The following is a 14,345-nucleotide window of genomic DNA, read 5'->3' as shown; positions in this document are numbered from 1 at the left end:
CGGATGGAGGGCAGAGTAATCCTCACATTCCCGCAGCTGGTTCGCCATCGGCGGTGCGGCTGATGCGAGACGGGGGCGGCCGCACCCGCCGGTGGCGCACTGGTGCGGCGCACGACCAGGATTCTCTGCGTACGCTGGTCGGGTGGGTGAGGCGGCCTGGTCGATGTCCGACGAGTCCGAGGTGAGTCGCGACCTCGGCGCGGTCGACTGGGCAGCGACCCCCCTGGGTGAGCCCGCGGGCTGGCCGCAGAGCCTGCGCTCGGTCGTGCGGATCCTGCTCGGCTCCCGGTTCGCGATGTGGATGGCGTGGGGCCCCGAGCTCACGTTCCTGTGCAACGACGCCTACCGGCGCGACACCCTCGGCAAGAAGTACCCGTGGGCCCTGGGCAAGCCGGCCCGCGACGTGTGGGCCGAGATCTGGCCCGTGATCGGCCCGCGGATCGCCGCGGTCATGCAGACCGGCAACGCCACCTGGGACGAGGCGCTGCGCCTGTTCCTCAGCCGCAGCGGCTACACCGAGGAGACCTACCACACCTTCTCCTACAGCCCGCTCACCGACGACGACGGTGTCATCGCCGGGATGCTCTGCGTGGTCAGTGAGGACACCGACCGCGTCGTCAGCGAGCGCCGCATGACGACCCTGCGCGACCTCGGCGCCGACACGGCCGGCGACAGCGAGGAGGACCTCTTCCGCGCCGTGACCCGGCACCTCGGGGCCCGCGCCGACGATCTGCCGTTCACCCTCACGTACCTCTTCGACGATGCCGCCGCCACCGCCCACCTCGCCTGCAGCACCGGCGTGCGACCCGGCGCGCCGGCGGCACCCGCGGTGCTCGACCCTGACGCCGAGCCGTTCTGGCCCGTGGCGGAGCTCGCCCGGGGCGGCGCGCTGACCCTCGGCGGCTACACCGACCTGCCGACCGGTTCGTGGGACGAGCCGCCGACCGAGGTGCGCCTCGTCCCGCTGCCGAAGCCCGGCGGCGGACGCCCCTACGGCTTCCTGGTCGTCGGGCTCAACCGCTACCGGCCGTTCGACTCCGCATACGCCGGCTTCATCGACCTCATCGCCGGGCAGCTCGCGGCGAGGATCGGCACCGCCCGCGCCTACGCGGCCGAGCGCCACCGCGCCGAGTCCCTCGCCGAGCTGGACCGGGCGAAGACGACGTTCTTCACCAACGTCAGCCACGAGCTCCGCACGCCGCTGACGCTGCTGCTGGGCCCGGCCGAGGACGCCCTCACTGACCAGGTCACGCCGCTGCCGCCGGGCCAGCGCGAGCGGGTCGAGGTCGTGCACCGCAACGCCGAGCGGCTGCTGAAGCTCGTCAACACCCTGCTGGACTTCTCGCAACTGGAGTCGGGCCAGGTCGAGCCGCGCTTCGAGCCGCTCGACCTGGCCGCCGTCACCGCCGAGCTGGCCAGCATGTTCGACGCCGCCGCCCAGCGCGCCGGCCTGCGCCTCGTCGTCGACTGCCCGCCGCTGTCCCGCCCCGTCCTCGCCGACCCCGAGATGTGGGCGAAGATCACGCTGAACCTGCTGTCCAACGCGCTGAAGTTCACGTTCGACGGCTCGATCACCATCCGTATCGCCGAGGTCGACGGCGCCGCCGAGCTCAGCGTCACCGACACGGGCGTCGGCATCGACCCCGCCGACCAGGCCAACCTCTTCGACCGCTTCCACCGCGTCATGGGCACGCCCTCCCGCACCCACGAGGGCTCCGGCATCGGTCTCGCCCTGGTCGCCGAGCTCGCCGCCCTGCACGGCGGCACCGCAGACGTCCGCAGCGCCCCCGGCGCCGGCAGCACGTTCACCGTCAGGCTGCCGTTCGCCCCCGCGCCCGCCTCCGGCAGCGCGTCGGACACAGCCACCGGGCCCGCCGCCCGCACGGCTGCCGGCGCCGGTGCTCTCGACAGCGTCGCCGGCGGTGCGGTCGATGCGGTCGACCGGAAGACCGCGGCGGACCGGGTCGTGCCCGGGTTCCTGGCGGAGGTCGAGCGGTGGATGGTCCCCGCGCCGCCGGCCGTCACGCCGGTGCACTCGACGGCGCCGACGGTCATGGTCGTCGACGACAACACCGACATGCGGGACTACATCCGCGGCATCCTCGAGGCCGACTACCAGATCGTCGAGGCGGCCGACGGCATGGCCGCGCTGCGCCTGCTGCGCGAGACCCAGCCAGACCTCGTCCTCACCGACGTCATGATGCCCGAGCTCGACGGCTTCGGCCTCGTCGCGGCCCTGCGCGCCGACAGCACCGCGGCGCTCCTGCCGGTCGTCATGCTGTCGGCGCGGGCCGGCGACGAGGCGACCGTCGAAGGCTTCGACGCGGGCGCCGACGACTACCTCATCAAGCCGTTCTCGCCGCGGGAGCTGCGGGCCAGGGTCCGGGCCAACCTCGAGTTCGACCGGGTCCGGCGCACCCGCGACGAGCTGCAGCGCAGCCGCGAGCTGCTGGACCAGGCGCAGCGCCTCGCAGCCGTCGGCAGCTGGGAGCTCGACCTCGCCACCGGCGACATCCGCGGCTCGGAGGAGTTCCAGCGGCAGATGGGCATGACCGCCGCCGAGCTGCTCGACCCCGCCGCCCGCGAGGCGTCCACCGCCCTCCTGCACCCCGACGACCGCGCCCGCGTCGACGCCGCGATGGCCGCCGCGATCGCCGGCGAGCCGCTGGACTACGAGGCCCGGGTGTATCAGCCCGACGGCACGCTGCGCGTCTTCCGCACCATCGGCGAGCTCGAGTGCGACGCCACCGGCGCCCCGGTCCGGCTGCGCGGATCCAACCAGGACATCACCGAGCAGCGCCGCGCCGAGCAGGCCCTCGCCGCCGCCAGCGGCCTGCAGGAGGCCGCTGCCCGCGAGCACCGCATCGCCGACGAGCTGCAGCGCAGCCTCATGCCACCGCTCACGTTCGACCCCGAGCACCTCGAGGTGGCCACCTACTACCGGCCCGGCGTCGCCGGCACGCAGGTCGGGGGTGACTGGTACGACGTCATCGAGCTCGGCGCCGACCGCACCGCCCTCGTCATGGGCGACGTCATGGGCCGCGGTGTCCCGGCGGCCGCGGTGATGGGCCAGCTGCGGGCCGCGGTCCGTGCCTACGCCCGGCTCGACCTGCCGCCCGCGGACGTCCTGGAGTTCCTCGACGGCGTCGTCCGCGACCTGCGCGAGGACCAGATCGTCACGGTGGTCTACGCGGTGTACGACCCGGGCGAGCGCAGCCTCACGTACGCCAACGCCGGCCACCTGCCGCCGCTGCTCCTGCTGCCCGGTGGCACCGTCCGTCCGCTCACGGTCTCGGGCCCGCCGCTGGGCACCGGCCCGCTGACCCTGAGCGAGGAGCGTGTCGAGCTGCCCGTCGGGGCGCTGCTCACCCTCTACACCGACGGTCTCGTCGAGCACCGCGACCGCGACCTCGACACGGGCATCGACGCGCTCGCCGCCCGCGTCGGCACCCTGACCGGCCCGCTCGCCGACGTCCCGGACCGGCTCGTCGACGCCCTGCTGCCCGACGGCCCGGACGACGACATCACCCTCCTGCTGGCCCGGGTCGTCGCCGAACCCGGCCAGGAGCGGTCCGTCGTCCAGGACATCCCCGCCGAGGAGCGGGCCGTGCGCACCGCCCGCCAGTTCGTCGCCACCACCCTGCGCCGGTGGGAGGCCCCGTCCCGGGTCGTCGACGACCTCGTCCTCGTCGTCAGCGAGCTCGCCGCCAACGCCGTGCTGCACGGCCGCCCGCCCATCCAGCTCCGCCTGCGCAACGGCGGCACCCACGTGATCCTCGAGCTGCACGACACCGCCACGTACCTGCCCCGCAAGCAGCGCCCGACCCCGGACGACGAACACGGCCGCGGCCTCCAGCTCGTCTCCTCGCTGTGCGACCGCTGGGGCACCCGGCCCACCGCCGACGGCAAGGCCGTCTGGTGCATGCGCATGATCTGACGCGCTAGGCGCGCAACGCGCGGCGGGCGTCTTCGAGGCCCTTCTCGTTCTCCGCCGGGTCCGCGATGCCGGTCAGGTCGTCGCCGGCGATGCGGCGGGCGAAGTAGTCGGCCTGCACCGCGTGCCGGAACCGCAGCAGCACGGGGAGCGCGTCGCGGAGCTCGTCGTCGGGGACGACGCCGGCCCGGCGGTACGCGTCGAGGAATGTGCCGCCGGCGCCGCCGAGGTACATCAGCGCGGAGGCCACGTCGTACAGCAGCGGCCCCCGCAGCGCGACGCCCCAGTCGATGAGACCGCGGCCCACGAAGGCCTCCGGCGCGGGGTCGGCGTGCAGCAGCCCCTCGGTGAGCGGACCTTGTGCGTGCAGCGCGTGGACGGCCCCGGCGACCGCCTCCCGCAGCCACGGCCGCAGCCCGAGGTGCGCGGCGTCGGGGTCGACCCAGTCCATCGCGACCTCGCCCTCGACGGTGACGCCCCGCAGCAGGCGGTGCACCTCGGCGAGCTTCACGCCGATCTGGCCGGGGTCCTCCGCGGCGGCGCCGTCGACGAACGCGAGCAGCGCCAGCCTGTCACCGGGCGCGTGCAGCGCCAGCCTGTCACCGGGCGCGTGCAGCGCCAGCCTGTCGCGGGGCGCGACGTCCACGGTCAGCCGGCCGTCGGTGGTCCTGACGTCCACGGTCAGCCGGCCGTCGGTGGTCCTGACCGGGGCGCCGCTGGCGAACCCCCGCCTCGCGAGCGCGTCGGCGACCGCGATCCCGCCGGGAAACCAGTCACCGCCGGCGCACTTCGCGACGTACCGCTCGCCGCCGGCGGTCACGAACCACGTGCGCGAGTTCATCCCACCGTGGTGGTCGACGACCTCGGCGCCGGCCAGCCCCCAGTGCGCCTCGAGGAGCGCCCGCACTCAGCGCTGGATCGGCCGGCGGAGCGAGTAGGTGACGGCGTGGAGCCGGTGCGGCTGCCCGACGACCAGTGCCGCGCGGTCGTAGGCCTGCCAGCCCTCCGCCCCCGCCCGGTTGAGGTGCCGTAGGTCGTTGTACCGCTCGTCGGTGCCCCACCGCTGCACCCCACCCGGGTGGTGGAACACCGCGTCCCAGTCCTCGAACTTGTCCGTGCCCAGCGTCCCAGCCGCCCGATACTCAAGCCGCGCATACTCCCATTGCGTCACGCCATCCATCATGCACCACTACGTTGGTGGATATGGATCGTGATCGCGACGATGCCGGCCGGGCCCGCAGCGCCCGCCCCCGCGACGGCCTCGGCCGCCCCCTTCCGTACGGCGCGCAGGGCATCCCGACGACGCCCGACGACGTCGACGCCACACCCGACGCCGCGCTGACCCTGGCGCAGGAGCTGCTCGACGCGGGCCGCCCCTTCCACGCCCACGAGGTCCTCGAGGCCGCCTGGAAGAGTGCCCCCGCCGAGGAGCGTGAACTGTGGCGCGGGCTGGCCCAGCTCGCCGTCGGCCTGACCCACCTGCGCCGCGGCAACCCCACCGGCGGCCACCGCCTCCTGACCCGGGCCGCCGACCGCATCGAGGCCCAGCTGCCCGCTCCGCACGGCATCGACGCCCCGGGGCTCGTCGCGTGGGCCAGCGGCGTCATCGCCGGCACCGTCCCGGCCGACGGTCCGGCGCCGCGGCTGCGGTGAGCGACGCGCCCGGCGGGAGACAGCGTTTCGCCACCCCGCCGTCAGAGCGCTCCGACCGGCTCCGGCGCTGACAGGTGCAGGACCTCGTAGCGCTCGCCGGCCTGGTCGGCCGGGACCGCGGTGCGCCACAGGGCGAAGCGCAGCAGTTGCCACGAGTGCGGGTCGTACGCCAGGGCGGCGGTGTGCAGGTCCGGGCGGGTGGCCAAGGACCGCAGGTCCGCGACGGCGGACTCGATCGAGGTGTCGGCCGTCAAGGGAATGAGGTGGCGGGACGCCGCCAGCGGTGGGGCTGTCGCGGCGGGGCCCTGGGTGGCGGCGGCAGCCGTCCAGTGGGAGACGGGCGGGCGGCCGAAGTCGCGGACGATGTTCTGGAAGCCGCCGCCGCCGAGGAGGAAGTGGGTCATGGCGGCGGGGGAGTTCCAGAGATAGAACGGGGCGTACTGGTTGACGGGGGAGTCGTCGACGCCGCGGGTGCGGATCAGGTACGCCTTGAGGGCCAGGCCGCGGCGGTCGTCGAGGACCGGGCCGGCCCGGCGGACGCGGGTGCGGATGATCCGCATGTCGTAGTCGGCGGGCAACGTCAGTTCGTACTGCATCGCGTGCATCAGGGAGTCGCCGCCTTCAGCAGGGACAGGGCGCCTCGGACGGCGCGGTCGAACGGTGCTCTGGAGCCGGCCGCCCGGGCCAGGACGTAGCCGCCCTGGAGGGTGGCGGCGATCGTGGCGGCGGTGTCGTCGGGGTCCAGCGCCGGTGAGAGCTCGCCGGCGGTGATCGCCTCGGCGAGGACGGCGGACAGCTCGGCGCACAGCCAGTCGAAGGTCTCGGCGACCGGGGCGTGCAGGGCCGGGTCGGTGAGGACGTCGGGGTCCTGGGTGAGCCGGCCGACGGGGCAGCCGCGGAGCACGTCACGGTCGCGGCGCAGGTAGGCCTCGATGCGGGCCAGCGCCGGGCCGGGGGTGGCGAGCTGGTCGCGGGCCCGGGAGCGCAGCTCGTCGGCGGTGCGGCGGATGGCGGCCGCGGCGAGGTCCGGCTTGCCGCGGAAGTGGTGATACATGCTGCCCTGGCCGGCGCCGGCGCGCTCCTGGATGGCGCGCGGGCTGGTGCCGGTGTAGCCACGCTCCCACAGCAGCGCGCGGGTGCTCTCGACGAGGCGTTCGGCGGCGTCCACCCGTACATACTAGTAGGTACAGCGACCGCGAGGTGAACGGGAGCGGCGTGACGCCGCCCCCGTTCACCGTGGCGTTAGGTTCGGTCGACCGTCAGGGCCTGGAACGTCGAGCGCTCGGCGGCGGCCTGGGCGCGGAGGATCTCGTCGATCTCGCGGGTCTCCTCGGCGGTGTGGCGGCCGATGATCAGGTCGAGCTCGAGGCGCTCGGCCGGCGTGCGGTATGCGGCGATCTCCCGGGCGAGGCTCCGGCGGGCGCGCCGCGCCTCGAAGCGGCTCGTGACGGCGTTGCGGACGCGGTTGACGGTGGTCTGGGCAGGCATCGTGCTTCTCCTCTGGTCTGGTCCCTCTGACGTCTACTGTATCGATTCAGAAAGATCATCGCAGCTGGATGACCGGTGAGGCTCGACACGCGTCGGATGGGCGTCAGACCGCTTCGCGGCGGGTGGCCGGCCGGCTGCGTCGCAGGGCGGTCAGCCGGCTGCGTGGTCGGGCGGCTGGCCGGCTGCTTGGTCAGCCGGTCCTGCGGTGGGCGGTCAGGCGGCTTCGCGGTCGTCGAAACGGGCGGTCGCCTGCCCGGGCACGATCCGCAACGGCCGCCGCGGCGAAGCGCCACCTCGAGAGCCACCGGAGCCACCGGAGCCACCGGAGCCGCGTGAAGAGCCGCGCGCAGAGCCGTCGGACGGGCCCGAGGTGGAGGAGCCGCCGTCGAAGAAGCCGGGGTCGAGGGCGGGACGGGTCAGCGCGATCACGATCGCGTACCCCGCCAGGACGAACGCGTGGCTCAGCAGCCGCTCGGTCTCGACCCGGCCGGCGAGCAGATCGTTGACGCTGAGCAGCGCGAGCAGCCCGACGAACGCCGTCAGCATCGGCAGCGCGCCGGCGGGGCGGCCGCGGCGGCTGGCGATCCAGCCGAAGCCGGCGCCGATCGCGACGTTCCAGGCGGCCGACTCGTGCCACAGGTGGCCCGCGCCGTCGCCGTGCAGGTCGGTGGCGGTGGCGGCGGTCGTCACCTGGGCGATGCCGAGCATGAACTGCGCCGCCCCGAAGCCCCCGAGCAGCACGCGGAGCGCCAGGACGACACGGGCCCGGCCGGCCCGGCCACGGATCCAGGCGGCAGGCCGGGCGAGCCGCTGAAGTCCGGAGCGAGGCGCGGAGGGTACATCCGCCGCTGGAAGCACTCCGTGGGCGTCGAGGGCCGCGAGGAGATCGTCGGCGCCGGCCGGCTGCGCGGGCACCTGCTGGACGCGGAAGAGCCGGGTGGCCGTCACCGCGTCCGCGTGCCAGGCCCGGCAGTCGGCGCAGCGGCGCAGGTGTGCGTCGGTGAGGGCGGCGTCGATCGGCTCGTCCTCGCCGTCGAGGCGGGCCGACAGCGCCTCTCGGAAGGCAGCGCAACGTTCCACGTCCCGATGGTGCCAGACGGAGCCGCCCCGCAGGTCATCCGGCGGCGGCCACGGCGTCCGCGACGGTGTCGTAGAGCGGGAAGACGTTGTCCAGCCCGGTGATCCGGAAGATCCGGCGGATCCTGTCCTCGGGGCAGACCAGGCGCAGCGTGCCGGAGCCGCTCTCGCGGGCCCGGTTGTGGGCGCCGATGAGCACGCCGAGGGTGGTGGAGTCCATGAACGTGACGGTCGTCAGGTCGACGATCACCGTGCCGGAGCCCTCATCGAGCGCGGTCGTGACCGCCTGGCGCAGCCGCGGTGCGGTGCTGACGTCGAGTTCGCCGTCCGCCCGGACCACGGTGTGCCCATCGGACGTCGAGATCGGGAACGTCATCAGGAATCTCCGCATCGTGAGTGGCGGTATGACGGTAGCCGGTCTTGCACCGGGCGATATCGTTGGGCCGGACCACGCCAATTGGGAGGACCCGTGGACGACTCGCCCGCCGGCGTGCCGATCGAGATCCTGCTCGTGGAGGACGACCCGGGCGACGTGCTCATCACGCGCGAGGCGTTCGCCGACCACAAGGTGTCCAACCGGTTGACGGTCTGCACCGACGGCGCCGCCGCGCTGCGGTTCCTGCGCCGCGAGGGTGCCTACGCCGCGGCGCCCCGCCCCGACATCGTCCTGCTTGACCTCAACCTGCCGGGCGTCGACGGCCGCGCGGTGCTCGCCGCGATCCACGCCGACCCGGCGCTCAACGACATCCCCGTCGTGGTGCTGACCAGCTCCCGCGCGGAAGAGGACTTCCTGCGCAGCCACGAGCTGCGGGCCGACACGTACATCACCAAGCCCGTCGACTTCGCCAGCCTCATGCACGTCGTGCGCCGGATCGAGACGTTCTACATCAGCGTGCGGCGCACCGTGAACACCTGATCCTCAGAATCCGGAAGACCTCGTGCACCGATGACTGCACGAGGTCTTCCGGGTCGCGGGAAGGGGGGTCAGGGGGCGTCGATGGCGTTGCGGGTGATGGCCTCGGCGAGCCAGCGGCCCGATGACTTCACGGTGCGGGTGAGCGTGTCGTAGTCGACGTGGATGAGGCCGAACCGGCGGCTGAAGCCGAACGCCCACTCGAAGTTGTCCAGCAGCGACCACGCGAAGTAGCCGCGGAGGTCGACGCCGGCGGTGATGGCCTCATGGACGGCGGCGAGGTGGCCGCGCAGGTAGGCGATGCGCTCGGGGTCGTGGACCACGCCGTCGGCGGCGGGGTGGTCGTCGTAGGCGGCGCCGTTCTCGGTCACGTAGATCGGGCGGTCGCCGTAGTCGCGGCGGATGCGCAGGAGCAGGTCGCGCAGGCCGGTCGGGTCGACGGACCAGCCCATGTGCGTGACCGGGCCCGGCGTCGGGTGGAAGCGGACGCGCTGTGCCGTCGGGTAGGGCGTGCCCTCGTCGAGCGTCCCGTCGGTGGCGGCGCTGACCAGGTCCGGCTGGTAGTAGTTGACGCACACCGCGTCGACCGGCTGCGAGATCACCGAAAGATCGTCGGACCGCACATAGGACATGTCGGTGATGTCGGCGATGTCGGCGACGGTGTCCGCAGGGTACGAGCCGCGCAGGATCGGGTCGAAGAAGATGCGGTTCAGCAGGCCGTCGATCCGCCGGGCGGCGTCCACGTCCGCCGGCGAGTCGGTGAAGGGGCGGACCGCACCGGCGTTCAGGGCCACCGACACCTGCCCGGTGACCCCCGCCGACCGCAGCGCCGCGACGCCCAGGCCGTGTGCCAGCAGCAGGTGGTGCGTGGCGACCAGCGCGTTCAGGTGCCCTCGCCGTCCCGGCGCGTGCCCGCCGGTGCCGTACCCGAGGAACGCCGAGCACCACGGCTCGTTCAGCGTGTTCCACAGCGCGACCCGGTCGCCGAGCCGTGCGGCGACGGCCGCCGCGTAGTCGCCGAAGCGCAGCGCGGTGTCCCGGTTGGTCCAGCCGCCGGCGTCCTCCAGCTCCTGCGGCAGGTCCCAGTGGTACAGCGTCGCGGTCGGCCGGACCCCGGCGGCGAGCAGCTCGTCGACGAGCCGGTCGTAGAAGCCGAGGCCGGCCTCGTTGACGCCGGACCCGCCGGCCGGGCGGATCCGCGGCCACGCGATCGAGAACCGGTACGCGGACAGCCCGAGGTCCTTCATCAGCGCGACGTCGCCCCGGTAGCGCTCGTAGTGCCCGGTGGCGCGGGCGCCGGTGTCGCCGTTGTCGATGCGGCCCGGCTGGGCGGCGAAGGTGTCCCAGATCGACGGGGTGCGGCCGTCGGCGTCCACGGAGCCCTCGATCTGGTAGGCGGCGGTCGCCGCACCCCACCAGAAGTTCGACGGGAACGTCAGGACCTCTGTCGCGGTCCGCACCGCTGTCGTGCTCACACCCACCACCACTTTCCCCGTGCGACAAGTAGGAGGCTTGGAGAGCGCTCTCCAAGCCGTGTGACCAGACTGCGACGTCGCGTGTGCGGGTGTCAAGGTGCGGCGTGGCGCGCTTCTTCACAAACAGGACAATTTGCCCGCGAAGAAGTCCAGCACTCTTGACACGTGGGAAACCGCGGGGCAACACTGCGACCTATCGGAGAGCGCTCTCCAAACCGCCTGCCGCGCCTCCACACCCCTCAGCAAGGAGCTCACGTGCATCCGGCACACGCTTCCGCCCCCGCCTGGCGGAGACTGCTCAGTTCGCGATGGCGCATCATCCTGGTCGCCGCCGTCGTCGCAGCCATCGCTGTCGTGGTCGCGCCCTTCGCGCGCGCCGCGGACAGCCTGATCTCGCAGGGCAAGCCCGTCACCTCGTCGTCGGACCAGGCTCCCGACGTGGCCGCCAGCTTCGTCAACGACGGCAACGCCGGCACCCGCTGGAGCAGCCAGTGGAGTGATCCGCAGTGGATCCGCATCGACCTCGGCGGCACCGCCACCATCAGCCAGGTCGTGCTGCAGTGGGAGGGCGCCTACGGCAAGTCCTTCAAGATCCAGACGTCGGCGAACGACAGCACCTGGACCGACATCTACACCACCACGACGGGCGCCGGCGGCACGCAGACGCTCAACGTCTCCGGCACCGGCCGGTACGTCCGCATGAGCGGCACCGAGCGCGGCACCGGCTACGGCTACTCGCTGTACGAGTTCAAGGTGTACGGCTCGCTCGACGGCAACACCAACCCGGGCACGTGCAACACCGGGACCAACGCCGCGCAGGGCAAGACCGCCACCGCCTCCAGCGTCGAGGGCGCCGGCACCCCGGCCTCCGCCGCGGTCGACGGTGACGCCGGCACGCGCTGGAGCAGTCAGTTCAGCGACCCGCAGTGGCTGCAGGTCGACCTCGGCAGCACGCAGAGCATCTGCCAGGTCGTGCTGCAGTGGGAGGGCGCCTACGGCAAGGCCTTCCAGATCCAGGTCTCCGACAACGCCACGAGCTGGACCGACGTCTACTCCACCAGCACCGGCACCGGCGGCACCCAGACCATCCCGGTGACCGGCGCCGGCCGGTACGTGCGGATGTACGGCACGGCCCGCCCGGGCGGCTACGGGTACTCGCTGTGGGAGTTCAAGATCTCCACCGGGGGCGGCACCACGACCACCCCGCCGACCAGCACCAGCCCGACGCCCAGCACCCCGCCGTCGCAGGACCCCAACTGGACCACGGTCTGGAACGACAACTTCGACGGTGCCGCCAACACCTCGCCGAACGCGGCCAACTGGCTGCTGCGCACCGGCACCCAGTTCCCCGGCGGCGCCGCGAACTGGGGCACCGGTGAGGTCGAGACCGCCAGCGCCTCCACCGCCAACGTGTACCTCGACGGTGCCGGCAAGCTGAACATCAAGGCGATCCGCGACGGAAACGGCGCGTGGACCTCGGGCCGCCTGGAGACCCAGCGGACCGACTTCCAGGCCGCGGCCGGCGAGCAGGTCAAGTTCACCGCCGTGCTCAAGCAGCCCGACGTCGCCAACGCCGCCGGCTACTGGCCGGCGTTCCGGGCGACCGGCGCCGCGTACCGCGGCAACTACACCAACTGGCCGAGCGTCGGCGAGACCGACATCATGATGGACGTCAACGGCCGCAGCCAGCTGTCGCAGACCCTGCACTGCGGCACCGCCCCCGACGGGCCGTGCGGCGAGTACAACGGCCGCACCTCGGGCCTGGCCAGCTGCACCGGCTGCCAGACCGGCTACCACGAGTACACCCAGGTCATCGACCGCACCAAGACCGACGAGGAGATCCGCTTCTACCTCGACGGCAAGCAGTCCTGGATCGTGCGCAAGAGCCAGGTCGGCGTCACCGCGTGGAACGCGGCCGTCAACCACGGCTTCTACCTGCGCCTCGACCTGTCCATCGGCGGCTCGCTGCCCAACGCGATCGCCGGCTTCACCACCCCGACCCCGGACACCACCTCCGGCGGCGTGCTGTCCGTGGACTCCGTCACCGTGTCCAAGCAGACCGGCACCGTGCCGGCCGCGATGACCGACCCGGCGACCCCGGCCGGCCCGAGCGTCGTCAAGGTCACCGGCTCGCAGGGCAACTGGCAGCTGCAGGTCAACGGCCAGCCGTACGAGGTCAAGGGCCTCACCTACGGCCCGCCGCAGGCCGCCGCCGACGGCTACATGCGGGACCTGAAGAACATGGGCGTCAACACGATCCGCACCTGGGGCGTGGACGACGCGAACACCCCGACCCTGCTCAACCGGGCCGCGCAGCAGGGCATCAAGGTGATCGTCGGGCACTGGCTCAACCAGGGCGCCGACTACGTCAACGACACCGCGTACAAGAACGCCACCAAGACCGAGGTCGTGAACCGGGTCAACGCGCTCAAGAACAACCCGGGCGTGCTGATGTGGGACGTCGGCAACGAGGTCATCCTCACGATGCAGGACCACGGCCTGGCCGCGGACGTCGTCGAGGCCCGCCGGGTGGCGTACGCGAAGTTCGTCAACGAGCTGGCGGTCGCGATCCACGCCGCCGACCCGAACCACCCGGTCACCTCGACCGACGCGTACACCGGCGCGTGGCCGTACTACAAGAACAACGCCCCGGCGCTGGACCTGCTCGCGGTCAACTCCTACGGCGCGATCAACAACATCAAGCCGGACTGGATCGCCGGCGGGTACACCAAGCCGTACGTGGTGACCGAGGCCGGCCCGTCCGGCGAGTGGGAGGTCCCGAACGACGTCAACGGCGTGCCGAGCGAGCCGACCGACCTGCAGAAGCGGGACGGCTACACGGCCAGCTGGAACGCGATCAAGGGGCACCCCGGCGTGGCGCTCGGCGCGACCGAGTTCCACTACGGCCTGGAGAACGACTTCGGCGGCGTCTGGCTCAACACCTACGGCGGCGGCTGGCGCCGGCTCGGGTACGGCGCGCTGAAGCAGGCCTACACCGGCACGCCGCTGGCCAACACGGCGCCGCAGATCACCAGCATGACGGTCAGCAACCAGACCGCCGTGCCGGCCGGTGGCACGTTCACCGTCAACGTCGCCGCGACCGACCCGAACAACGACACCATCCGGTACAACGTGATGATCAGCGACAAGCACATCACCGGGAACACCGGATTCCGCAACGTCAACTTCACCCAGAACGGCTCCAGCTTCACGGTGACCGCTCCGGAGACGCTCGGCGTGTGGAAGGTGTACGTCTACGCGTTCGACGGCCAGGGCAACGTCGGCATCGAGACCCGCTCCTTCAAGGTCGTGCCGCCGGTCATCGCCGGCACCAACATCGCGCAGGGCAAGACCGTGACCGCGTCGACCTACCAGCCGACCGGCACCAACGGCCCGCAGCTGCCGTCCTACGCGACCGACAACAACTACGGCACCCGCTGGGCGTCGGAGTGGGTCGCCACCGCGTGGTGCACGGTCGACCTGGGCAGCAAGCAGACCTTCAACAAGGTCTTCCTGGCCTGGGAGGCGGCGTACGCGACCGGCTACCAGATCCAGACGTCCGACGACGGCAACACCTGGACCACGATCTGGTCGACGACCACCGGCAACGGCGGCTTCGACGAGATCAACGTCAACGGCAACGCCCGCTACGTGCGCATGAACGGCACGGCGAGGGCGACCACGTACGGGTACTCGCTCTGGGAGTTCGGCGTGTACCGGTAAGTCACGCGACTCGGGCGGGCGGCGTCTGCCGCCCGCCCTTTCGTCTGTATTTTTCGAGGAATTTCATGCTATGTAGTGGAGA

Annotated in this window: 12 protein-coding genes; 4 read left to right on the top strand and 8 right to left on the bottom strand. The window is 72.5% G+C overall.

Annotated elements, in window-relative coordinates:
• The first annotated feature begins 142 nt into the window (after positions 1-142).
• Positions 143-3,937: a SpoIIE family protein phosphatase gene (locus ACFY3L_RS34275; protein ID WP_389333665.1), complete on the top strand. Its 3,795-nt coding sequence runs from the start codon at positions 143-145 to the stop codon at positions 3,935-3,937.
• Positions 3,938-3,941: 4 nt separating this feature from the next.
• Here the strand turns inward: ACFY3L_RS34275 and ACFY3L_RS34270 are convergent, their stop codons facing one another.
• Both ACFY3L_RS34270 and ACFY3L_RS34265 read right to left on the bottom strand, forming a co-directional pair.
• Positions 3,942-4,841, bottom strand: coding sequence for a phosphotransferase enzyme family protein (locus ACFY3L_RS34270; RefSeq protein ID WP_389333662.1), 900 nt, complete (start codon positions 4,839-4,841; stop codon positions 3,942-3,944).
• The gene (locus ACFY3L_RS34265) at positions 4,842-5,105 is read right to left on the bottom strand and encodes a hypothetical protein (RefSeq protein WP_344504361.1); all 264 of its coding nucleotides are present in this window, start codon (positions 5,103-5,105) and stop codon (positions 4,842-4,844) included.
• A 32-nt stretch (positions 5,106-5,137) separates the two neighbouring features.
• On the opposite strand from ACFY3L_RS34265, the gene ACFY3L_RS34260 reads away from it, so the two are divergent.
• Complete coding sequence (locus ACFY3L_RS34260; protein ID WP_389333659.1) at positions 5,138-5,587, top strand: DUF309 domain-containing protein; 450 nt, start codon at positions 5,138-5,140, stop codon at positions 5,585-5,587.
• Positions 5,588-5,628: 41 nt separating this feature from the next.
• On the opposite strand, the gene ACFY3L_RS34255 is transcribed toward ACFY3L_RS34260, so the two are convergent.
• From ACFY3L_RS34255 to ACFY3L_RS34235, 5 genes are all read right to left on the bottom strand, one after another.
• Positions 5,629-6,183 carry a DUF4865 family protein gene (locus tag ACFY3L_RS34255; protein WP_389333656.1) on the bottom strand — a complete coding sequence of 185 codons (555 nt, stop codon included), beginning with the start codon at positions 6,181-6,183 and terminating at the stop codon, positions 5,629-5,631.
• An 8-nt stretch (positions 6,184-6,191) separates the two neighbouring features.
• Positions 6,192-6,755 (bottom strand): TetR/AcrR family transcriptional regulator, encoded by a 564-nt coding sequence (locus ACFY3L_RS34250; protein ID WP_389333653.1) that lies wholly within the window; start codon positions 6,753-6,755, stop codon positions 6,192-6,194.
• A gap of 74 nt (positions 6,756-6,829) precedes the next feature.
• On the bottom strand, positions 6,830-7,075 hold the full coding sequence (locus ACFY3L_RS34245) for a hypothetical protein (protein ID WP_389333650.1): 246 nt from the start codon (positions 7,073-7,075) through the stop codon (positions 6,830-6,832).
• Positions 7,076-7,288: 213 nt separating this feature from the next.
• Positions 7,289-8,155, bottom strand: coding sequence for a zf-HC2 domain-containing protein (locus ACFY3L_RS34240; RefSeq protein WP_389333647.1), 867 nt, complete (start codon positions 8,153-8,155; stop codon positions 7,289-7,291).
• 34 nt (positions 8,156-8,189) lie between these two features.
• On the bottom strand, positions 8,190-8,528 hold the full coding sequence (locus tag ACFY3L_RS34235; protein ID WP_389333644.1) for an STAS domain-containing protein: 339 nt from the start codon (positions 8,526-8,528) through the stop codon (positions 8,190-8,192).
• Between the two features lie 93 nt (positions 8,529-8,621).
• Here ACFY3L_RS34235 and ACFY3L_RS34230 point away from each other — a divergent pair, with 93 nt between their 5' ends.
• Positions 8,622-9,068 carry a response regulator gene (locus ACFY3L_RS34230; protein WP_389333641.1) on the top strand — a complete coding sequence of 149 codons (447 nt, stop codon included), beginning with the start codon at positions 8,622-8,624 and terminating at the stop codon, positions 9,066-9,068.
• A gap of 68 nt (positions 9,069-9,136) precedes the next feature.
• On the opposite strand, the gene ACFY3L_RS34225 is transcribed toward ACFY3L_RS34230, so the two are convergent.
• A complete protein-coding gene (locus ACFY3L_RS34225) occupies positions 9,137-10,540 on the bottom strand; it encodes a GH1 family beta-glucosidase (RefSeq protein WP_389333638.1) in 1,404 nt (467 codons plus the stop codon).
• Between the two features lie 255 nt (positions 10,541-10,795).
• On the opposite strand from ACFY3L_RS34225, the gene ACFY3L_RS34220 reads away from it, so the two are divergent.
• Positions 10,796-14,263 carry a discoidin domain-containing protein gene (locus ACFY3L_RS34220; RefSeq protein WP_389333635.1) on the top strand — a complete coding sequence of 1,156 codons (3,468 nt, stop codon included), beginning with the start codon at positions 10,796-10,798 and terminating at the stop codon, positions 14,261-14,263.
• The last annotated feature ends 82 nt before the right edge of the window (positions 14,264-14,345 follow it).

Origin of the sequence: Dactylosporangium sp. NPDC000521 (assembly GCF_042898305.1) — a bacterium.
Lineage (GTDB): Bacteria > Actinomycetota > Actinomycetes > Mycobacteriales > Micromonosporaceae > Dactylosporangium.
This window is presented reverse-complemented; position numbering and strand designations above follow the sequence as displayed.